Raw genomic sequence first — 21,740 nt, forward strand, 5'->3', positions numbered from 1 at the left:
CCCCTCCGTTTTCTGGTTTGTCGGCGGCACCGACCCGGAAACTTATGCGAAGGCGAAGGAAGCCAACCGGCTCAACGAACTTCCCGTGAACCACAGCCCGAAATTCGCACCCGTTCTTCACCCGACGCTGCAAACCGGCGTCGAGTCGCTGGTCGTCGCGGCACGCGCTTGGTTGCCAGCATAGTAGGCCCAGACATGGTGGACGAGCTTTCGCTTGCACTCGATCTGGTCGGCACCTTCGTCTTCGCGCTGAGCGGGGCCTTGGCCGGGGTCAAGCGAGGGCTGGACCTGTTCGGGGTTCTGGTTTTATCGTTCGCAGCGGCGAACTCGGGAGGTATCACGCGCGACCTCCTGATCGGTGCGGTTCCGCCCGCCGCGTTCCACGATCTGCGCTATCTCGGCATCTCCCTTTTCGCGGGTCTCGTCACCTTCTACTGCGCGTCCTTGATCGTGCGGCTATCAAACGCGATCCTGTTGTTCGACGCGGCGGGCCTCGCGTTTTTCGCCGTCGCGGGCGCATCGAAAGCGCTCGATCACGGACTTAGCCCGGTCATGGCGGTCGTGCTCGGCATGGTGACGGGGATCGGCGGTGGTATGGCGCGAGATGTGCTGCTCACGGAGATCCCGACCGTGCTGCGCGCCGAACTCTATGCTGTCGCGGCACTTGTTGCGGCGACCGTCGTCGTGATCGGTCACTCCCTGCAGTTGCCAGTAGCGCCGGTGACGATTGCCGCCTTGGTCCTGTGCTTCGGCCTCCGCGTCATGGCAATTCGGTACAGATGGCAGCTTCCCGTCGCGAAGTTCGCCAAACAGTCCGATCTGAGCGCTAAGGATCGGAACAATCCCGAGAGTTTCTGACCACCAGATGCCGAGCGGTGCGCGGCGCCACAGAACCGAACCGAGAGGAGTTGCCAGATGACCGGTTACAAGGTGGGATACTTCGTCGGAAGCCTTGCTACCAAGTCGATCAATCGCAAACTCGCGCGGGCGCTGACGAAGCTGGCGCCTGCGAGCCTCGAATTCACGGAAATATCGTTCAAAGACCTTCCTCTCTACAGTTACGATTACGATGCCGACTTTCCGCCCGTTGCGCGCGCATTCAAGGACGCCGTCAGCGCGGTCGACGCGTTGCTGTTCGTTACTCCGGAATATAACCGGTCGATTCCGGGCGGCCTGAAAAATGCCATCGACTGGGCAAGTCGGCCTTACGGGACCAATTCGTTCACGCACAAGCCTTCCGCGGTCATTGGGACCTCCCCGGGAGCGATCGGGACGGCGGTAGCGCAGCAGAGCCTCCGCAGCGTTTTGAGTTTCTGCAATTCGCCGCAGATGAATGCGCCGGAAGCCTATATCCAGTTCACACCCGGCCTGGTCACCGACGAGGGTGAGGTGACGGTCGGGTCGACCGAGGAGTTTCTGCGCAATTATATGGCCGAATTTCACGCGTTTATCGGGCGGGTTCTGTCGGGTCGTCCAGAGGATAGTTGATCCGCCAATCTTTTGGTGGATTATGGGCGGCGCCTCGATCTCCGGCGAGGCGGCGGCGCGCTGGATCTTGCAACCAAAGCAGTCGCTGAAGGTTCGTTCTGGAAGAGTTGCCAAGGTGTCGGGATCTGGCGTGGCGATCACCCTTTCAGAGGCTAATAAACTGGTCGACGGCGCTATTCGTCGAGCAAGGTCGATTTCCGCGCATGTGAGCGTCTCTGTGTGCGATCCGTCCGGTCATCTGATCGCTCATCAGCGCATGGATGGCGCATCGGCCGACGCCTCGTGGGGGTCGATTGGTAAGGCCGTGGCCTCGGCGGAGGAGGGGCGCCCCAGCGGAGAAGCCCTGTCCGGCCACGAGCCTTTTCCCCAGACCGGTTTGGTGACGGCCATGGGCGCGCCGCATCTCAGGCGGCCCGGTGGTCTGCCTGTCTTCATAGACGGGGCGCTGGCAGGAGCGATCGGTGTAAGCGGGGCTGGCACCAATTCTGATGATGAAGATTGCGCGCGGGCGGGAGTTGCCGCTCTCGCTCCCAAATGAAGATGGACTATAGCGTGCATCGGCCCGGCCCGCATTCTACTGGGCAGGACGACTTGCGGAGCGCATCGCGCTCGCGGCTGAGGTCGTCGACCTTCGTCCGCATCCTCGAGAGCAGCAGTTCGGCCGAAGCGGTCGCGACGCCGGACCGCTGCAGCATCTGGATTTCGCGCTCCTGGGCGCGGATCTGCCCGCGCATCCGCGCCTCGGCCCGCATCACCGCAGCGTTGGCGCTCAGGCACTCGGCCGCCTCGCCAGCGGCCACGCCGTCGTCGGAGAAAACGAACGGCAGAGCGACATAATAGGTCACTTCAGACATCTGCCTCATCCTTGCGTTCGCGCGGCCCTGGGAGCCGCACGCGGGCGTAGCCGGTCGACACCTTCCCCCGGAGTTCGTCGAGTTGGGCTTCGAGAAAGTCGGTGGCGACGATGCGAGCGACCCCGGTCCGGGCAAAGACCATGTCGGCATGTCGGCGATGCACTGTTCCGACGGCTGCCCTGTATTCCGTCGCGAAGACGACGATCGCCAAGCGAGCGCCGCGAGCTTTGGCCCGCAAGTCGTCTATGGACGGCGGTCGGACACCATAGACGTAGTTCTCGATCACCTCGATCTCCGCGAGGGTCGGAAAGCCCTTGAGGGGTTTCGGACGACCGCGCTCCCGAAACGTCGTGACACGCGGAGAAGCCAACGCATGAAAAAGCAGGCTTGCTGCCGGTGCTCCCGGCTCGATCCCGCGGACCCCTTCGCGCGCGAAGTCTTCGAACCCTGGAAAAGACCGGTCTATTCCGCTCAGGTGCTTGGACAGCTCGGCGGGCAGATCTTTCGCGGACAGGTCGATCCCGTGGTGCTTGAAAAGGGTCGCCCAGCCTAGGGGACCGAGACGTTGGACGACCGCCTTTACCCCTGAAAGCAGACTGACCTTGGGCTTGTCTGCCGTTTCGACGAAACGCCGTGGTGCGTCGTTGTCCATCGAAAGACCCCCCAAATCGATCAAGAATTGTCGATACAGAAAAGAAAATTCGAAATGCTGCGGTCCGACGCACTTGGACGGTCAAACCCGACCGTTCTTGGCGAAATGTGCCTGGTCGGCGTTCCAGAAAAGCTTCCGAGCGCTCCTGGATCATAGTTGCGTTCCCTTGACACAACAACCCAATTGTTGCCCAATGCCATTGGGAAGATTGCGGACGCTGCTATCGGGGGCAATATGTGGGGGCTTTTGCGCGCCGTCGCGCCGCTGACGTTGTCGGCTGCGCTCATGTCATGCACGAGCATGTACTATATTCACGATCCTGCATCCGGCGTGATATCCGCGGGGCAGCTTCCCGATTTCCTGAAATCCATCCGCTGCGAGATGGTGACGTTCTATGAAATCGAGCGCTCCCGCAAAGCCGCCTATGATAAACTGAAAAAGTCGGATTCGATCGAGGCGTTTCGAAGGTATTCCCACTTCAACATTGCACCGGATCTCTTCGGCGCCTTCACGCTGGAACTGAAGGTCACCGACACGGCGAACCTCGGACAGGGAACGACGTTCGACTACAAGCTGCCGCCGGACTTCGCGAAGAACGCAATCGCGCATCTCGGTCCCACGGCCGGCTCACAAGGAATATACGACCTCATCTGGGCTTTTCTGCTGAAGCAGAACGCCAAGCTTGCTCCGGGCAATGCATTGGCTCCGGACGCGCCTCGCGAGCTATGGGAAAAAGCCTGCTTCAGCGGAGCGATTCCCGATCTCGATACGCTGGAGGCCTTGGCCGAAAACCGATGGCCGGAACGGGCACGCTTCGCGCGGATGGTGGTCAACCTCAGCAAGCCGCTCGCTGCATGGCTCAGGGACAACGGCAGCCTCATGAGCGCGGGCGAACTGTTGCCTGGCAAGGACTCGGAAATGGCCGAGGCCGCGCAGATGTACTACTCCTTCGCGCTGCAGGCCAGCGCGGGTCTGGAGGGGAAGTACTCTCTCACCGCCCTCCATTGGAGCGCGCTGGCGGGACAGGCGAGCGGCTCTCTGCAACAGAACAGCAATCTTCAGATCTATATCAACGGGCCCGGCGCCGCCTACGTCAACGGCGCCAAGGCGGGCACGGCCGGCTTCGGCCCCAAGCCGGACGAATTGGGGAGCGAGAGGAAGCCGATGCACGTCACGATCGACAACCAGCCAGGCGGTGCGGGACCTGGACCGGCCGTCACGAAGGGCGGCAGGTCCGGTCGGTCGGGCGGTCGGGGCGGAGAGCAGCGCTTCCTCATCGCGCCCGTCCCCATTTTTCCGCCCGCGGCGTCGCCCTAGCGGACGCGACTACTGGAGGGGGATCTTGGCGCCAAGGTCCAGTTGCTTGCTTGTCGCGACGGTCTCATGGATGCCGTCGCTCGCCCGCACGCGTACGTCCAGCGTCGTCGCGCCCTGGATCCAGCTCGGATCGATTGCGATGCTGTGCTGTTGTGTCTCGACCGCAACGGTATTCCACTCCTTACCTCCGTTCGTGGAAATCTGAACCGTGTACTTCAGATCGGGCGGACCTTGTGCTTGCCACTGGTAGACGAGCGGGCCTTTGTCCCCCCCGTTCGGAGCCGCCGGGGCTGTCGTCTGAGGCCCAACGTTGAATGGACCGCCTTGGATCGTATTGAAATTGTTTCTGAGCAGGTTGATGAGTGCCGTCGGCTCGAGTGTCGGCGGAGTTATCGCCGGGCGCTCTGGCGACGACGATCGTACGGCCAAGGTCTTGTCCTTGAAGACCAGTTCGAGCCGCGCGATATCGCCGGCGTAGGGCACCTCCCCGCTGACCACGCCCGTGCGTGGACTATCGGGCGATGTATCCGTGTCCAGCAGGACGGTCGCTGGTCGTTGAGCCAATAATCTTCCCTGCGAGTCGAAGGATTTTATGAGAGGCGTTTCGGAGCCGCCTGCGGCCGGCTTGGTCGTCTCGACCGATTGTTGGAATCGGTTGACTGACGAAATCGCGCCGGTTTCCCGATCCAGATTTATGCGGCCGGTGACCGAAAGCACCGGGCCGCTCACGTTGGCCGGAAGATCGGCGCTCGAAGGCGCCGCTGCAGGCGCGGGCGTACCGGTCTCCGCGGTCCTCACGATCGGGGGAGCCATGCGACCGACCATGGTGATCGGTCCGCCCGGGCCGGAAACCGAAAGCGCCGCCACTGCTCCCGGGCCCGCACCGCTGGTTTGTGCGGACAGAGGGCAGAACGTCTTGTTTTCCGCCGAGGTCCTGTTGCAGATCTCGACGTAATTGTGCGCGCTGGGCCAGACCGAGTCGCAATACGTCATCAGGTCCGCGCCCACGTCCCACGCCAAGACGCTGATCGGAGCTTGGATGGATGGGTCGCCGCGATCGAAACCGACGTAGGGATGGTCCGAAGTGCCTAGCTTGTTTTTCGGCATTTGTGCCGGCCATTGCGGATCGCCCGTCCGGTCCCAATCGCCGCAGCCACTGTTGGGATGATGGCGGCCGAAGGTGTGACCCAGTTCGTGACCGGCATACCAACCGGCATAGGACGGGCCCTTGTCCCACGGAAACAAGACGGAGGTGGCAGTGCCGGCGGGGCCGCTCCCCACAGCGGACGGATCGGGATCGGCCGGAATCGACGCGCATCCTCTCATGAAGTTTGCCAGCGACGATCCGTCGTATACGACGCCGTAATAGTGGAATAGGGCGTTCTTTCCGTTCGCGACGTCGAGCTTACGGATCGCCGTTATGGCCGCGTTGGCTTCGCCGCATGCCTCGGTGCCGGTGTCGAACACCGACGGCGCGTTCCAATCCACGACCCTGGTGTGAAACTCGAACTCCGAAGCCGGATAGGCTCTCTGTATCCATGAGACGATGGATCGGTAGTCGATGTCGCGAGGAACGTGCGTCTTCGCGTTCCGCACGTACCGCATACCCAGGAGCTCGATCCTGACCGGAGATGCTTGACCAAACTTGAGGTTCTCTTTCAGGTCGCACTTCCCGCAATCCAGAATGGCGCCGTCCGATGCTTTCACCGACGAGAGCGAAAGCGATAGGTCCCCCGGCACGGTCCAGTCGGCAGGCAGTTCGAATACAAGGCTGCGGTCCGCGACCCGCCGCTTGACGTCCAATTTCCCGTTTTGAGCCGGGTCGAGCACCGCCGTTAGCCCGCCGATGCTGTCCACGGAACGGGCCGCGCCGGCCTGACGGCGCAATTCCAACGTGCCGCGGACACCGGATGCCGTCGCAGGCGCGGCATAGTCCACGAAGATGCGCACGAAAGTCCGCTTCCCGGCGATCAATCCGACGGAGTTTCGATGGTCCTGAATGCCCTGCGTGATCTCGATGTGCTGCACCTCGACGCGAGGCCCGGCCGCAGCCGCGACCTGCGCCAACATGCAAGACGTTCCTAAGGCGATGCTGACAGCGAAAGAACCGGTCTGATATCCCGCTCGGGTCATAGGAAAGCTCTCCACCGCCTGGGAAATCCGAAGCCGCAAAAGCCTGGTATCCGTTGGCACAAAGAGGGTTGGCCTACTTAGAGTAGTCCAATGGAGCATATTCGACCATTCGCTGGCGGGTCTATCGTTTATTGTCGAGTTTTCCCGATCATCGGGAATGGGCCTGTTGGCCGGCACGTGGCATCAACATCGTCGATCCATGCCTGGCGTGCAGTTGCCGATGCTGAGATCCCCGCAAATGGGCTCCTGAAGGTCGGCGACGCGGGCGGCTCCGGACATGAACGATTTCGACCGAAGTCTGCACATGCTGCGGTCTCTTGAGATCACCGACGAGGTATTCGCCGGCGACCACACGGGCCGAACTTCGCGTTCGAAATGATGCGATGGAATTGATGAAGGCCAGGCACACGTTGACGAACCAGCATCGTGCCCTCGAACGTCTTTTGCCTACTGGCCTCAAATTGATACGCGACGATGCTCCGCAAGCCGCCCAGGACCCGCGACATCCGATAGACGCTTCACCCAGATTGTGGACGACCTTACTTCGTGGCACCATTTTTTGCGGGCCGCTGCGGCATTGCGGGAAAGGTGCTGAGCGCCCGCGCTCGGTCAGAACGCTTGAGGGGCGGCCGTCACTTGCGGAAACGAAGGTACGAAGATAATTTGCAATCCTCTGTTGCCGTGTTTCGAAGTCGCTACCAACTTGCAGATCGGGATTGCGATGAGATGTCTTGCCGCCCCCTTGCGCTATCTCTTGTTGCTGGTTTGCGCTCAATTAGTTCTCTGTCATTCAGCATTGTCCCAGCAGCCGCCGTCGTCGAGCGGCCCCGCGCTGCCGCAAGCGCAGAGGGCGGAAGATGGCATCGAGCGCGCGAAAACCGAGTTGGCCGAAGCGAGAGCGTCGCTCGGCTCCTCAAATGCGCAAGTCATGTCGAAGGTCGACGAATTGGTGGATCTTCTCGATCGTCGTGGACGCGTTCAGGAAGCGGAAGCCGCGCTGCGGGAATCGGCGGACGCCAATGAAAAGGCGCAGGGCGAGGAGGCTCCTGCGACTCTCCAGACCAAGGAGAAGCTGGCCGCCTATCTTCGCCGGCAGGGAAAGTACACCGAGTCGGAAAGGTTGCTCAGGGAATCGCTCGCGACGAGGCGCTCCGTGCAGGGCGCGGAACACTCCGACACTCTGCGGACTGCGAATTCGTTGTCGGGACTCCTTCGGGTCGAAGGAAAGTTCGGCGAGGCTGAACGTCTGATCGAAAAGGAACTGGAGATTCGTCGGCGCATCCAAGCAAACAAGCACGCAGATACGCTGACCGCTATAAACAACCTCGCGACCATCTATTTCGAGCAAGGGCGGTATGACAAAGCGGAACCATTGCTACGCGAGAACCTCGAGGCGAGAAAGCTAACGCTCGGAGATCACGACCCCGCGACGCTGCGGAGCATGAACAATCTCGCTTCCGCCAACAGGCTATTGAAGCGAAACGCTCTCGCGGAGCCTCTTCTCAGGGAAGCGCTCGAGTTGCGTCGGCGCTACCTGGGACCCGAGCATCCCGACACGCTCAGCAGCATGAACAATCTGGCGCTGGTGCTCAGGGACGAGAAGAAGTTCGCCGAGTCGGAAGAATTGCTCGGCACCGTGTTGGCGGCACGAAGGAAGTCGCTTGGAGACGACGATCCCGACACGCTACTGATCATGAACAATCTGTCGGTTCTGTTCCGGATGAAGGGAGAGTACGGCGCGGCCGAGGATCTGCTCGGTGAAGCCCGCGAACGAAGCGTGCGCAGGCTCGGGTCCGAAAATCCGCTGACGATGGCGATCCTGACGAACAGCGTGCTGAACAGCATCGCAGCCCGGCAACTCGCAAAAGCGGCTTCGATCGAGAAGCGGATCGAGCAGTCTTTGCTTTCCTACCTGGGATCGGAATTGTACAGCACGGAGGCGGTATCCGCCCGACGACAACTCGTCCACGGGCAGGCGAGCTTCCAAGACGTCGCCATCAGTTTCGCGCTCATTCCCGACGCCGACGACGATGCCATTCTAAACGCGGCTTCGATCGTACTGCATTTCAAGGGGCTCGCCACGGAAGAGAATGCGTTCCTGTCGCATCTGATGCGCGAACGAAGCGATCCACGCATCCGTGCGCTCGCGCAGGACATCTCCGCGCTCCACAACAAGCTCTCCCTCGCGTTCCAGATGGGCCAGAGGCGCGAAGTCTTGAGCGAGCTCTCGTCGCAGCTGGACCGCAAGGAACTGGAGCTGGGAGGCATCAGCCGCGAGTTCACGCAAGCGCTGCAATCGCGTACCGCTACCACCGGGGACGTGCGCGCGAAGTTGGACCCGGAGGATTGCCTGCTGGAAATAAGGCAATACCGCCCCGTGGACTTCGTGTCCGGGGAAGGCGGGGAGCCCCGCTTCGCCGGGATTTTCCTCGAACGCTCCGGCCGCATCCAGATCAGGGATCTCGGATCGGTTGCGGCTTCGAGGGATTCCGTTGCGGCGATGAGCGACAAGAAGCCGGACGACGACAATCTGAAAGCCGCCAACCGGCGATTGCACGACCAGTTGCTCGCTCCGTTCGCAACCGAATGGAAGCAGAAACGCAGATTGTACGTCGCCCCGGACGGAATTCTCTATTTGGTCCCGTTCGGCGCCCTCGCCGACCGGACGGGACTGCGTGTGGTGGAGATGAAGGACGTACGTCTGCTTCAGACCGCACGAGATGTCCTGCGCGCGCCCGCGGAAAGGATGGCGCAAGGTCTCGTCGCCATGGGAGGCATCGATTTCGGTCCGCCACCGCGGGACGACGTGAAACCGGCCCCGGAGGTGCCCGCGCGTAAGGCAACCGCCGTCAACGAGGCCTCGGGCGCGGTCGCCTATGCGCGCGAAGCCGGCACCGACGCCGTGCGCGGCGGCTTCGGTCCGCTGATCTTCAGCAAGCCCGAAGTGGAGGGCATCGGCATGCTCTACCGTCTGAGCCGGCCGGACGAACCCGCGCCACAGATCGTGACGGGCGCGGAGGCCACCAAGGCCAGGTTGCTGAGCCTGCAGCGGCCCCCCCGCGTTCTCCATCTCGCCACGCATGCCTTCTTCAGGCCGTCCAGACAGCCGGCCGATCTACCTCTTCTGCTGTCGGGCATCGCCGTCGCGCGCGCGAACGACACGCTTACCGACAAGTCCGCCGCCGGGCTTCTCTACGGGATCGAATTCCTGGACATGAATCTGGAAGGCACGGAGCTCGCGGTGCTGTCGGCATGCGCGACGGCTCAGGGGCAGATAGACTACGGTGAGGGAGTCTCGGGACTGGTGCAGGCGCTGAGAACGGCTGGAGCGCGGACGGTCATCGTGACCCTTCGTCCCGTGGAGGACGAGGCTGCCGAGGAATTCATGACGCTCTTCTATCATCACTGGCTCAGTCAGGACGGCGGCGATCCGGCCGAGGCGTTCCGCAAGGCCCAACTGGACTCCTTGGGGAGCGCGGCTCGCGCACCGGGCTCCTCTGCCTGGAGCAATTTCATCTTGATCGGAGGTTGAAAGTGCGGCTATCGCAGGTCATCGCTTGCGCCATCCACGCCATCGCGATCGTCGCGTCCGGCGGGAGCTTCGCCCAGCAGGCCGCTCCCACCGACGGAAAGACATGTTTCTGTCTTCTGCGGGACGGCCCGCCCAAGACGGTACAGCACGATTGTACGGGCTTCCGGCCGCCGAAGGCGGCGGACACCACCGCGACATGCAGGGGCGAGGATCCGACGGCGACGCCGGTGCAGATCACCGTCGCGCCTCCCTGGTCCGTCGTTGCGGACGGACAGGAGGGCTGCGCGCCATGCCGCGGCTCCAGGCGGACGATATGGGTGCCTCGCAACGATTCGGCCGACCAATGAACGGGACCCATCAAGGCTCGGGGAGCGCCCCGCCCTCCCTGTCGGACATGCTGACCGCCGCGGGGCTGTTGGTCGGCCTCGCCACCGCTTGGCTGTACATGGCGGGTTGGAACTATGCGTACAGCTATTTCGACCATTTCCGCATTCCGCTGCTGATGATCGAACTGCCGTTCGAGCACTACCTGATGTACGGAGGATCTCTGGCGACGACGTTTCCGGGCTGGACCTTCTTCCTTCTCTGTGTGCTCCTGGTGGTCGCCCTCGTCGTCCGCCGCTGCGCGCACGTCCTGGGCAGGGTCGGGCTAACGATCATCACGATCGTCATTGGTCTTTCCCTGGTCGATCTGGCCCGTTGCGGCGGAGAAGCGGCGGCCAGACATGACATCCGGATGCTCGAACGCACCGATTTCGCCGCCTTCCCCAGGGTTCAATTCGTTCTCGACGTTAAATCCGAGGCGCAAAAGGCGATCGGCGACGTCGCGACGGCGGACTGCGGTCGCCTCGTGGCGTCCGGTAAGGAAAGGATGTTCATCATCAGACCGATCAAGGGCGCTCCGACGGCCTCGCTGCCGACCATCGTCGTATCGGCGAAGAGCGCGGAGGTATTCGTCATCACCGCCGAATATTCGAGCTGCAAGTAGCGGCGGAGCGTTGGGGCGGCGGGGCGTCGCGGGAGAGGTAAAGGTCCGACGCCGGCGCGGGTGGTGGAAAGCGTTTACCATCCGCTCGATTCCTGTTGAGCTGCTGCCGCCGATCCGGTACATACCATCGGTACACGCAACCCACCGCGGTTGTCCGGAAACGCTGATTTAACTGCAGTTTTCGAGGGTCCTTGGACCCCGGCGGAGAATCCCTCCCTCTCCGCCACCTTTTAACTGCCGCCCCTCAATATCAGTAACCAGCCACGTCCACTAAGGCCGGAGATCGCACGGTTTTGCGAACTTGGTCGCTCCTTACGGTAACAAGCCCTAGGGATATCAATAGCCTCGACCAGACTACGAATCTGAGGGTCGGACGTTCGAATCGTTCCGGGCGCGCCATTTTCGAATACGCGATCGACGCCGATTTCCCGCATCCATTCGTTTCGTCCGCAGGCGGCGCACCCGTTTCGGCGCGATGACAATCAATTGCACTGTTCGGGATTCTGCGTACCGCCGACAAAGCCCGCTTTAGCGCCGCCCTACATCTTGCGCCGCCGGATCCGAACCAAGCCCCTTGCTCGTCAGCAAACGGTTGAACTGATCGGCGGAAAAAAGCTGCCCGTCCGGAGCCGTGATCGACACCACAAAACCATTCACCGCATGCTTGCGGGCCAGGATCACCGCAACGATCGCGCTGTCACGGAAATCCACGGTGCGGCAGTCGTCTTTTACAGCTTCGATGATGAATGTCATTTGGCCCACGACCACCGTTGGCACGCGCCAATTGCGCGCCCGGCCACTCAATCCCGTATCGGTGAAAATGATATTGCCGACAAGCCGGCTATTGACCCGATTGAACCGCAACCATACCCATATTGGGGGAACAGCAGACCGGTCCTGCCTCACGCGTGGTGCGCCACGGATACATAGAACCGGCTTGTGGGCGTCGGACCGGACATCTGTAGAAGCGGGGACTGGTGATGGTTGGTACGACTGAAGGCGAGGACATCGCGTCGGATTTGATCCGAACCGTCTCCCGCCACTCGTTGGCCTACATGCTGTGCGCAGCCAGCGAAATGTTCCGCCACTACGATTTCGATCCGCTGGACTTGATGATCATTCATGCGGTCCTGAACGCCAACGTTCTCAAGATCATGAAGACCCCCGAACTCGACCGGCAATTTGGCAGTATCCAGGCGGTGGAGCCGGACAAGATCAAGCAGGGCGTTTCCCGTGCCGCCCTGTCCCGCTTTTTCGGTCTGCCGATCGAAACCGTTCGGCGGCGCGCCGATCGCTTGAAGAAGCAAGGCATTTTCCGCGAGACCGACCAGGGTCTGATCGTAACCGAAGCCAACCAGTTCAAGTTCGGCAATAATCACGAGTTGCAGAGAACTAACATGCTCCTGGTGCGGAAATTCCTCCGTGACCTGACGGAAGCGGGCGTTGAGCTTCCCGGCGGGATTTGATGGACCATTGGCGCTTCCGAATCGGGACCGCACCAGACGGTGCGCCATTCATCATCCGGCTTTCACGCGCTCTTCGGCCGAAAAGCGACGATGGATCCGCTTGGCTCGTCTTCGCGCATTGCCGCCTCGATTGCCTTCGCCAACGCAGCCTGGTCGAATGGCTTTGATAAACGCGGCAGGCTGGATCGTTCGTTGCTGGGAATCTCTGCGTATCCCGTGCTCAGGAGGATGACCGTCCCGGGGCGCTCCGCGGCGACAGCGCCGGCCAGCTGCAGTCCAGTCATCCCAGGCATGGCAAATTGTCCTCCCCTGACGACGCCGAATCATCCTCGGCACCAAGATCGTTTCCGCCTGACAGGGACCGCGCCGATGAGCGGCCGCGACATCCGTACCTCGTCAGACGAGAATCAGTTGAGAATAATACCGGCCGCGAGCCTGCGCCGCAAAGTGGCAGCAAGTCGGCTGTTTCCCGCATAAGATGTAGGTCGCGCGACCGCCCGTGATACGCGAGGGGCACGTCACGCGCTGCTGCGCCGGCAAGAGCGTGGTGCTCTATGAATGGTAAGATCCAGGCACGCTCGGCCGGCGGTGTAAGGTGCAGCACGCAACATCACTTGTAATCTGCTTCACACGCAAATGCGCCCAATGACGCTAGACAAAACAGGTCGCGCCTTCGCGCGGCCTGTTCGGAGCTGGCGATGATGGCTGCACTGGCAAAGGCGATATCCCGCGCGACGAGAACCAACGTTGATGTCGAAACTCTGAAAGTCCTCGTGATCTTTTCGGGCGCGGGCTTGCTGCTCTCTCTCGTGGCCGCAATGATCTACGGGCAGGCTGGCAACGCCGCTTTGTTTTGAGATCCGGCGCGCCGGGTCGTCGAAGCGCAAGAAAGTCTTCCGCAAGCGTCCGCGCCAACCAATAGCGGACTTTATGCATTCGGTGTCGCCCGGTATCCGGACGCACGGAACCCCTCTCCGCGCAGGGCCGTGCGTCGTCTCCTTAACGAATCGTTTACCGAGCTTCGCGGCAGCCGTAACCGCGGGTTAACCATGGATATTTACGGTGCAGCAAGTCTCTAGGCTGTGCCTGTTAGTTGATTTCGAGTCCAACCCCATGGCGTTCGGTAGAAGCGCATCTCCGCGAAGCATCGCCCCGACGGAGCCCGCGGCTTCGTGGGAAGCGCCGCGGGCTGCGGCGGCGACCCCCGACAACACCGCCCCCGCGCTGATCAAGGGATCGCTGACCCTCACCGGCGCGTTCTCTTTTCTGCGTGAGAACGGCCGGCGCATCCTGATGCTGGCGCTGGCACTCTTCGCGCTCGGCGTCGCCGTGCTGATGGTGCTGCCGGTCCGCTATGCCGCGACGGCGCTCGTCGTGGTCGATCCCCGCGAGCTGCGCGTGACCACGGACCAGGACGTGCTGCCTGGCATCGGCCAGGACGCCGCTGCGCTTCAGAGCCAGATCGAGATCGCCAAATCGGACGGCTTTCTCCGGCCCCTGATCGAGAAGCTCAAGATCGCCGACGACGAGGATATCGCAGGCGGTCATACCGACATGACGCGCCTGCTCGAAAAACTCCGCAGCCGCCTCGATATCTCGCGTCGCGGCCTGACTTACGTCATCGCCATCTCGTTCACCTCGAACAGTGCGGAGCGGGCAGCGTATTATGCCAATGCCATCGCAGAGGCGTTCGTCGCGACCCAGAGCCGCGTGCGCAGCGATGCGACGGACGAGGCGGCCGACTGGCTCAAGGACCGGCTGAAGACGCTCAGCGAGCGCCTGCGCGTCTCGGAAGACGCCGTCGCAGCCTTCCGGCTCGAGCACAAGATCCTCAATGCCGGCAAGGATTCCACCACCCAGCAATTGCGGGTGACCGACCTGAACCAGCAGGTCTCCGCGGCTCGTGCGCGCACCGAGGAAGCCAAGGCGCGTTACGAGCAGGTGCAGCGCGATCTCAAGGCCAATGTCGAAGGTCCGGTGAAGCAGGATCTCCTGAGCATGCTGCGCGCGCAGCGCTCGACCCTGAACGACCAGATCGCACAGAAGAAGGCGGTCTACGGCGACCGCCATCCTGATCTTGCGATCTCCTACAGCCAGTTGGCTGACATCAACAGGCAGATCGAGGTCGAGCGGAAGAAGAACATCGACACCGCGAAGTCCGAATACGAGGCCCAGCTCGAGCAGCAGGCCGCGCTGGAAAAGCAGCTCAAGGCGGTCGAGACGCAGATGCTGGTGGACGGCCAGGCGCTCGTGAAGCTGCAGGAGCTGCAGCGCGATGCCGATGCCAACAAGAACATCTACGAGCAGTTTTTGTCGCGGTTCAAGACGACCAACGAGCAGCGTCAGCTTCAGAGCTCGCAGACCAAGATCGCTTCGCCCGCGATCCCGCCGCTGCGCTCGACGCGTCCGCCGCTCGCCCTGCTGCTCGCCGCGCTCGCGATCGGCTCGCTGCTGACGTCAACCGCTACGGTTGCGGCGATGACGAGCATGTCCGACAAGTCCGATCCTGCCGAGGCTCCGGCTCGAACGCCCACGCGTGCGGAGGCCAGGGAGACGCCGAAGCGGCAAGCCAAGCGTCCGGCTCCGGCCGTGCAGCAACCCGAGGCGATGCCGAACCTTCCGGTCTGGTCCCGCATTCCCGAACTGATGTCGGGAGCTGCGCCCAACACTGTCTGGCAACGACCGATTGCCGCCCCAGCCGAGCTCGATCTCGGCGCTTACTTGCGTCCGCTGCTCGAGCGTATCGATCGTGCCCCGGTGCGTGGCTGCAAGGTCGCCCTCGTGCTGTCGGTCGGCAAGAGCGCCGGCGGCAATACCGTTGCGCGCTCGCTCAACCGCGCGGCCGTCAATCGCGGCATGATGAGCGTGCTGATCCGGCTGCAGCCGGAATTCGCGGGCGCCCAGCCGCCGGTGACCGAATGGCAGGACGGCTCGACCACGGCAGGACTCCAGTCGATCGACGAGCTGCTGAGCGCCGGCAGGAAGGCCGATGCGCGGCCGGAGGACGACATTCGCTCGGAGTTCGACCTGATCATCGTCCATGCGAACAATCTTGCCTTGCAGCCAGATGCGATCGCGCTCGCCGCGCACGCGGACCTGATCATCCCGGTGGTGCGCGCCGGCGAGCTCGGTTCGGCGGCGATGCGACGGGTGACCGCCGCGCTGTCGAAGTACGACACCGTGCCGACCGGTCTCGTCGTCAATCATGCGCCCGCCGGCTCTGCCGCGCCTCACCCTGACGGCGGTGCGCTTAGCAGGGCGGTTTGACGATGGCGACGCCGTGCCGTCGTCTGCTCCTTGCCACGATCTTGCTATCCACGATCTTGATGCCAACGTCGCTCGCCTCCGCGACATCGGCCGAAACTTGCGTACCTGCCTCGCAGACCGTCGCGCCGCACAGGCTCGCCGCACTGTCGCGCGGGTTCAATGCCGACGGCTGGATCAATGGCGAAAAATCCGCGCCTCCAACTCGCGAATTGCTGCAGCAGCTTCGCAAGGCGGGGATGAGTCATGTCCGCTTGCCGGTGCCGGCCGAGCGCGTGATGCTGCGCTTCGCTTCGAAAGCGGAACGCGATGAGACGCTGCGTGCGCTCGACAAGGCATTGAAGCAGCTCATCTCGCTCGGCTATTCAATCTCCGTCGATCTTCATCCCGGCGATCGTTTCAATCGCCTGCACAAGGACGACGCCGACGCCTCGCTGCGCGAGCTGGAGGATGCGTGGGGCACGCTCGCCCGGGTCATTCAATCGTTCCCGGCCGACCGCGTGTTCGCCGAGCTGCTCAATGAGCCCGACATCGAAGCCGGCAGATGGCAAAAGCAGGTCGAAACGCTCGCCGCCTTCGTTCGCCAATTGCTTCCCGCGACCACGCTGATCGTCGGCCCGGTCGACTGGCAACGCGCGGACTCGCTGCCGCGGTTTCGCCCGTTGCCGGATCCAAACGTCGTCTACGCCATCCATTTCTACGATCCCATGGTGTTCACACACCAGGGCCACTGGGACGTGCAGGATCCGCTGCACGACATCACGGATCTGCGTTATCCGATCAGCGCCGGCGATCCCGGGGTTCAGGCGCTCCGCCGGGATTTGCAGGACAGAGGCGCGACGAAGGCGCTCCTCATGCTCGACACGGCGATTGCCGCCGCCAGGGACAAGCCGGATGTCAGCCGCTGGCTCGCGCCCGCGGTCGCGTGGCAGCAGCAATTTTCGCGGCCGATCATCATCAACGAATTTGGCGTGTTGAAAGCCGCGGCGCCCCGGGACAGCCGCGTACGCTGGCTCGCGGCCGTGACCGCATATGCGCGGGCGCATTGCTGGGGCTGGGCGCATTGGGAGCTGGCGCAGGGATTCGGCCTGCTCGAAAACGGGACCGGCAAGCCCGATCCCGACGTCATGCGCGCGCTGTTCGGCGCCGCGAAGCCGGGCCGCCGCTGAAGCCGGTCCGTCATCGTTAACGAATCCTTACGCATCCTGCCGCTATCGTGGCCGCCGCGCTGCGCCAAAGGACGAGTCATGAGTGGCGGGACCTCACCGCATCTTCAAGCCGTGCAGGCGGGCTGTCCCGAGCCTTCGCGTTCGCCTTCACGTTCGCCTTGGCGCGAGCTGATCCCGACGCTCTGCATCGCCATCGCAACCATCGGCTTTGTGCCGGTCCTGCACGGGGCGAGCCCGGTCCTGTCCCTGACCGTCGAAGTTCTCGTCGCCATCGCCATCGTGGTTGCGGCTCCAACCTACGCGCCGGCGATCGCGATCTTCGTCCTGTTCTTCCAGAACCTGTTCGTCTCGATCCTGTCGCCGCTGATTTCGGCGCCGTCCGACCTGGACTTCATCAAAGGCTATAATTTTCTCGTCTGCTCCGTGATGTGGCTGACGACATTTGGGCTCTACGTCGCCGGCCAAAGGAACCGGTCGACTGAGGTCAATCAGATCATGCGCTGGGGCGTCGTGACCCTCGCCGTGGTGTCGTTGTATTTCGCGATCGGCTTCGTCCAGGACGGCCAGGCGGCAACGGTCTATCTGCGCAACATCGTGCTGCCGCTGTTCCTGTTTCAGCTCTCGCTGCTGACGGCCGCGACCTATGAGGTTCGCGCCACGCCGTTCCTGGTGACGCTTGGAGTCATTCTGATCCCGTGCGGATACGTCGAGTTTGCGTTTCGGGATTTCTGGCTGGCCGTCACCAACGGCTACACGTTCTGGGGTTTCGACGAGCTCAAGGCGGCCCGCTCCGGCGCTTGGGAAGCCGAGATGCGCGCCACCGGCAACGTGCCGGTCGATCTGAAGGATCGCTTCAGCTTCGACTTTCTCAATACGCCCCTGCTCGAAGGGTTCGGCGTGTCGAAGATCCTCCGCATCCACGGGCCGAATATGCACCCGATCAGCTTCGCGTACGGGATCGCGTTTTTCGGGCTTTTCCTGTTTTCGGTAGGGCGTCCGGTTCTGGCCCTCGTGGCGTTGCCGCTGCTGATCGTTTGCAGCGTGAAGGGAGCGCTCATCGTGGTGGTGTTCGTCGCCACGGCCTGGATATCGACCCGTCTGCTCGGCGCCTTGGTGACGCTATGGCTCGGCTTCGTGGCCTTGATCGTGTTTGCAATTGTCGCGATCCGCGTCGGCTTGCAGATCGGCGACTATCACGTCCTCGGCCTCATGGGCGGCTTGAACGGATTTCTCGAAAAGCCGTTTGGCCGCGGCCTGGGCGTCGGCGGAAATCTGTCGGACGATTATTTCTCGATCGACTGGAGCGCCGCGCAGGCCGCCGGAACGACCAACGGCGCCGTCGAGAGTGCGATCGGGGTCCTGCTGTACCAGATGGGCATCGCCGCCCTCGTTCCGCTGGCGTTTCATTTCGCGGTGGCGCTGAAGGCCTGGCGTCTTTATGCGTTCTCCGGATATCTGACGCAGGGGCTCGCGGGCTTCGGCGTCATGGTCGTGCTGCTGAATGGATTGTTTCAGGAAGAGGCCTTGTTCGCGCCGCTGGCGCTGGGGCTCATGCTCTCGCTCACCGGACTGGTCATCGGCAGCCAGATCAGGGCGCAGACGGTCTCCGTTCCGGATGCCGATCCGGAGCGGCTGGCACACTACCAGCCCGCGACGTAGCCTTTAAAAGCCGTAACCTTTAAAAATTGTGCGGCAGTCCAGGCGTCACCGCCACCCCAGCGCAGGCGCCACATGCGTGAGGATCGCCTCGATGGCGTGCGCGCAATAGTCGACGCCGAGCTGGTTCGGAATCGTCAACAGCAACGTGTCCGCCTCGGCGATCGCCTCGTCCGTTCGGAGCTGCTCGATCAGCACATCAGGCTCCGCCGCATAGGAGCGGCCGAAGATCGCGCGGGTGCGCGGGTCGATGAAGCCGACCTGGTCCTCGCTGCCGCGCTCGCCGCCGAAATAGGCGCGGTCGCGATCGTCGATCAGCGCGAAGATGCTGCGGCTGACGGAGACGCGCGGCTCGCGGGGGTGGCCGGCCTCTTTCCAGGCTGCGCGATAGGTACGGATTTGCGCGGCCTGCTGCACGTGGAAGGCTTCGCCGGTCTCGTCGTTCTTGAGCGTCGAGCTCTGCAGATTCATGCCGTGCCTGGCGGCCCAGACCGCCGTGGCGTTCGAGCCGGCACCCCACCAGATCCTCTCGCGCAGACCTTCCGCATGCGGTTCGAGCCGCAACAGCCCCGGTGGATTTGGGAACATCGGCTGCGGGTTGGGTTTTGCAAAACCTTCGCCGCGCAAGATGTCGAGAAAGACCTCGGCATGACGCCGGCCCATGTCGGCGTCGCTCTCGCCGTCGGCCGGCCCGTAGCCGAAATAGCGCCAGCCATCGATCACCTGCTCGGGCGAGCCGCGGCTGATGCCGAGCTGGAGGCGCCCGCCGGCGATGAGATCGGCAGAGCCTGCGTCCTCCGCCATATACAGCGGGTTCTCGTAGCGCATGTCGATCACGGCCGTGCCGATCTCGACCTTGCTGGTCCTGGCGCCGACCGCGGCCAGCAGCGGAAAGGGCGAGGCGAGCTGGCGCGCGAAATGGTGCACGCGGAAATAGGCGCCATCGGCGCCGAGCTCTTCCGCCGCAACCGCAAGCTCGATGGATTGCAGCAGCGTGTCCGCAGCCGAGCGGGTCTGCGATTGCGGCGAGGGCGTCCAGTGCCCGAAGGAGAGGAATCCGATCTTTTTCATGGAGGCAACATATGGAGGACGGGAGGAGTTTGCGACACTTCGGCCGGAGGAAAGATGACGACCTGGGAAGCGCGTATGGGTAAGTGCCGCTCCTCGAGGGGGAAGCGGACCGAAGCAGACATCGCTGCCAGCTGGCCTTTTGGCCTAACTGAGACATGTGCGCCGCAGGATTGTTGCGTTGCAGAGCGCGTGGATATAAAAGGACGGCGGCGGCAAGATCCTCTGCAACGCCGGCTGCGCTACGCCCCTCCCCGGCATGCGGTACCTGATCCCATGACAAAAGCGCGCGCCGTGCCGATGCCCAGCAACAGCGTGCTTGCGCCGCTTTACGCGGGCGCGGACCTTTTGGACGCCTTTGCAATTCAACTGCCGGCGGGCGCCAGCGATGATGTAGAGGTGCTGGCACGCGCCGCGCTCGAGCGACAGGCGTGGTGGATTCGTGCGCTCACGCGTGTCCGCGATGTGGTGATGGCGGCAGTCGCGGTCAAATCGTCGCGCGCCGTCGGTCTTGCCGCGGCGGCGCGTGGGCCGGTTATCGGCTTCTTCCCGGTGCTGTCAAAGAGTGCGACGGAGTTGGTCGTGGGTGCGGATGACCGGCATCTCGACTTCCGCGTCACCATTCAACTTCGCGCCGATGCAGCAAATGGGCGCGAGCTGGTCGCGGGTACCGTGGTGCATTGCCATAACCGACTGGGGCGCATCTATCTTGCTACGATAGCACCGTTTCATCGCGTGATCGTTCCGGCCAGTTTGGAACAGGCGGCAAGAGCAATGAAGAATTGAGCAGGCTTGGTGGTCGTGACCGGCTGCGGTCGACCAACGAGTCGGCTTCTGGCCCCTCAGCTGACTTGCCGCGCAATCTGTCGAGGACCGCTTGTGACCCGAAGCGGACCTAAGCCGCGAGGAAAACCCCTGGCTGTTTCCGGATGTCTTTCAATCATTGGAGGTTCCCGCGTATGATGGGAGGTCACAAGAGGCCGGCCCATCACAGTACTTGGCGCCGGCCGTCGGGATGAGAATCGCGCCTGAGACGCGATCAAGAACCGGGGGATCGACATGGGTGTGGTGGGTACGACAGCGCGCTGGACGTGGATTTGGCCGGCTCTCGCCTGGGCCATCTTGTTGCTCAGCCTGGTTCTCGGCGGCGGCGGAATTGTATACGCAGCCGCCGGCGCGGCCCTGTTCGGCACGGTCTTCGCCGCCGTATACCACGCCGAGGTGGTCGCTCACCGCGTCGGCGAGCCGTTCGGCACCCTGATCCTCGCGTTAGCGGTGACCGTGATCGAGACGGCGCTCATCGTCTCGGTGATGATCGCAGCGCCTGCCGAGAAAGCCGGACTGGCCCGGGACACGGTCTTCGCGGCGGTCATGATCGTCTGCAACGGCATCGTGGGGGCCTGCCTGCTGTGGGGCGGCGTCCGGCACCGTGAACAGGGTTTCCAGGCGCAAGGCGCCGGCGCCGCTCTCGCCGTGCTCGTCGCTCTCACCAGCCTCACGATGGTGCTTCCGAACCTTGCGGCGCAAGAACTCGGCCCGCTGTACAACACCTCGCAGCTGGTGTTCGCCGCGCTTGCGTCCTTGGTTCTGTACCTGGCGTTCGTTTTCGTTCAGACGATCAGGCACCGTGACTATTTCCTGGCCGCGAAGGGTGCCACGGCGGACGAGCATTCGCCTCCTCCGGACAACAGAACGACCGGTCTGAGTGCCGCTCTCCTCGTCGTCTCCCTTGTGGCCGTCGTGGGCCTTGCAAAGGTCCTGACCCCCAGCGTGGAGAGCGCCATCGATTATCTTCAGGTGCCCAAGGCAGTCGTCGGCACGATCATCGCCGCGCTCGTTCTTCTTCCCGAGGCGGTGGCGGCCGTGAAGGCGGCCCAAAGCGACCGGCTGCAGACCAGTCTCAACCTGGCCCTGGGCTCGGCGCTTGCGACCATCGGGCTGACGATCCCCGCGGTCGCCGCGGTCTCGATCGCGATGGGTTATCGGCTCGAACTCGGGTTGGACATAAAGGATTTGGGCCTGCTGATGCTCACGCTGCTGTTGAGCGTAATCACGCTCGGGACCGGGCGCACCACGGTGCTGCAGGGCGTCGTCCACCTGGTCATCTTCGCCGCGTTTCTGTTTTTCGCGGTGGTGCCGTGATTTGCCGGAAC

Annotated in this window: 18 protein-coding genes, 1 tRNA gene and 1 pseudogene; 15 read left to right on the forward strand and 5 right to left on the reverse strand. The window is 63.0% G+C overall.

The features are described from left to right. From IVB13_RS25070 to IVB13_RS25085, 4 genes and pseudogenes are all read left to right on the forward strand, one after another. A pseudogene (locus IVB13_RS25070) lies at nucleotides 1–184 on the forward strand (amidohydrolase); the annotation flags it as partial. Nucleotides 185–195: 11 nt separating this feature from the next. Continuing rightward, nucleotides 196–858 (forward strand): trimeric intracellular cation channel family protein, encoded by a 663-nt coding sequence (locus IVB13_RS25075; RefSeq protein ID WP_247522949.1) that lies wholly within the window; start codon nucleotides 196–198, stop codon nucleotides 856–858. 57 nt (nucleotides 859–915) lie between these two features. Then, nucleotides 916–1,488, forward strand: a complete 573-nt coding sequence (locus tag IVB13_RS25080; protein ID WP_247490837.1) for an NADPH-dependent FMN reductase — start codon at nucleotides 916–918, stop codon at nucleotides 1,486–1,488. Between the two features lie 22 nt (nucleotides 1,489–1,510). After that, on the forward strand, nucleotides 1,511–2,026 hold the full coding sequence (locus IVB13_RS25085; RefSeq protein WP_247490839.1) for a heme-binding protein: 516 nt from the start codon (nucleotides 1,511–1,513) through the stop codon (nucleotides 2,024–2,026). Nucleotides 2,027–2,033: 7 nt separating this feature from the next. On the opposite strand, the gene IVB13_RS25090 is transcribed toward IVB13_RS25085, so the two are convergent. Then, nucleotides 2,034–2,342, reverse strand: coding sequence for a hypothetical protein (locus tag IVB13_RS25090; RefSeq protein ID WP_247490842.1), 309 nt, complete (start codon nucleotides 2,340–2,342; stop codon nucleotides 2,034–2,036). After that, nucleotides 2,335–2,994 (reverse strand): hypothetical protein, encoded by a 660-nt coding sequence (locus IVB13_RS25095; RefSeq protein WP_247490844.1) that lies wholly within the window; start codon nucleotides 2,992–2,994, stop codon nucleotides 2,335–2,337. The genes IVB13_RS25090 and IVB13_RS25095 overlap by 8 nt, the downstream gene beginning before the upstream one ends. 156 nt (nucleotides 2,995–3,150) lie before the next feature. Here IVB13_RS25095 and IVB13_RS25100 point away from each other — a divergent pair, with 156 nt between their 5' ends. Next, on the forward strand, nucleotides 3,151–4,311 hold the full coding sequence (locus IVB13_RS25100) for a hypothetical protein (RefSeq protein WP_247490846.1): 1,161 nt from the start codon (nucleotides 3,151–3,153) through the stop codon (nucleotides 4,309–4,311). A gap of 9 nt (nucleotides 4,312–4,320) precedes the next feature. Here the strand turns inward: IVB13_RS25100 and IVB13_RS25105 are convergent, their stop codons facing one another. Continuing rightward, nucleotides 4,321–6,381 (reverse strand): hypothetical protein, encoded by a 2,061-nt coding sequence (locus IVB13_RS25105; protein WP_247490848.1) that lies wholly within the window; start codon nucleotides 6,379–6,381, stop codon nucleotides 4,321–4,323. 766 nt (nucleotides 6,382–7,147) lie between these two features. On the opposite strand from IVB13_RS25105, the gene IVB13_RS25110 reads away from it, so the two are divergent. From IVB13_RS25110 to IVB13_RS25120, 3 genes are all read left to right on the forward strand, one after another. Beyond that, the gene (locus IVB13_RS25110; RefSeq protein ID WP_247490850.1) at nucleotides 7,148–9,976 is read left to right on the forward strand and encodes a CHAT domain-containing tetratricopeptide repeat protein; all 2,829 of its coding nucleotides are present in this window, start codon (nucleotides 7,148–7,150) and stop codon (nucleotides 9,974–9,976) included. Nucleotides 9,977–10,265: 289 nt separating this feature from the next. Beyond that, on the forward strand, nucleotides 10,266–10,964 hold the full coding sequence (locus tag IVB13_RS25115; protein WP_247490852.1) for a hypothetical protein: 699 nt from the start codon (nucleotides 10,266–10,268) through the stop codon (nucleotides 10,962–10,964). 295 nt (nucleotides 10,965–11,259) lie between these two features. Beyond that, a tRNA-Ser gene (locus tag IVB13_RS25120) sits at nucleotides 11,260–11,363 on the forward strand. Between the two features lie 129 nt (nucleotides 11,364–11,492). Here IVB13_RS25120 and IVB13_RS25125 read toward each other — a convergent pair. Then, nucleotides 11,493–11,717, reverse strand: coding sequence for a hypothetical protein (locus tag IVB13_RS25125; protein ID WP_018453038.1), 225 nt, complete (start codon nucleotides 11,715–11,717; stop codon nucleotides 11,493–11,495). 227 nt (nucleotides 11,718–11,944) lie between these two features. On the opposite strand from IVB13_RS25125, the gene IVB13_RS25130 reads away from it, so the two are divergent. The 5 genes from IVB13_RS25130 (at nucleotide 11,945) to IVB13_RS25150 (ending at nucleotide 18,522) form a co-directional block, all read left to right on the forward strand. After that, nucleotides 11,945–12,430 (forward strand): hypothetical protein, encoded by a 486-nt coding sequence (locus tag IVB13_RS25130; protein WP_018453039.1) that lies wholly within the window; start codon nucleotides 11,945–11,947, stop codon nucleotides 12,428–12,430. Nucleotides 12,431–13,128: 698 nt separating this feature from the next. Beyond that, nucleotides 13,129–13,287, forward strand: a complete 159-nt coding sequence (locus IVB13_RS25135) for a hypothetical protein (protein ID WP_018453041.1) — start codon at nucleotides 13,129–13,131, stop codon at nucleotides 13,285–13,287. Between the two features lie 256 nt (nucleotides 13,288–13,543). Next, complete coding sequence (locus tag IVB13_RS25140) at nucleotides 13,544–15,697, forward strand: GumC family protein (RefSeq protein ID WP_018453042.1); 2,154 nt, start codon at nucleotides 13,544–13,546, stop codon at nucleotides 15,695–15,697. Nucleotides 15,698–15,756: 59 nt separating this feature from the next. Continuing rightward, nucleotides 15,757–16,863: a cellulase family glycosylhydrolase gene (locus tag IVB13_RS25145; RefSeq protein WP_245288363.1), complete on the forward strand. Its 1,107-nt coding sequence runs from the start codon at nucleotides 15,757–15,759 to the stop codon at nucleotides 16,861–16,863. Nucleotides 16,864–16,941: 78 nt separating this feature from the next. Beyond that, nucleotides 16,942–18,522, forward strand: a complete 1,581-nt coding sequence (locus IVB13_RS25150) for a hypothetical protein (RefSeq protein WP_247490854.1) — start codon at nucleotides 16,942–16,944, stop codon at nucleotides 18,520–18,522. Between the two features lie 45 nt (nucleotides 18,523–18,567). On the opposite strand, the gene IVB13_RS25155 is transcribed toward IVB13_RS25150, so the two are convergent. Next, nucleotides 18,568–19,590: an LLM class flavin-dependent oxidoreductase gene (locus tag IVB13_RS25155; RefSeq protein ID WP_018453045.1), complete on the reverse strand. Its 1,023-nt coding sequence runs from the start codon at nucleotides 19,588–19,590 to the stop codon at nucleotides 18,568–18,570. Between the two features lie 273 nt (nucleotides 19,591–19,863). Here IVB13_RS25155 and IVB13_RS25160 point away from each other — a divergent pair, with 273 nt between their 5' ends. Next, a complete protein-coding gene (locus IVB13_RS25160; protein ID WP_018453046.1) occupies nucleotides 19,864–20,373 on the forward strand; it encodes a DUF2867 domain-containing protein in 510 nt (169 codons plus the stop codon). Between the two features lie 273 nt (nucleotides 20,374–20,646). After that, the gene (locus tag IVB13_RS25165; RefSeq protein WP_018453047.1) at nucleotides 20,647–21,729 is read left to right on the forward strand and encodes a hypothetical protein; all 1,083 of its coding nucleotides are present in this window, start codon (nucleotides 20,647–20,649) and stop codon (nucleotides 21,727–21,729) included. Nucleotides 21,730–21,740: the final 11 nt, after the last annotated feature.

The organism is Bradyrhizobium sp. 17 (genome assembly GCF_023073515.1).
Lineage (GTDB): Bacteria > Pseudomonadota > Alphaproteobacteria > Rhizobiales > Xanthobacteraceae > Bradyrhizobium > Bradyrhizobium canariense_D.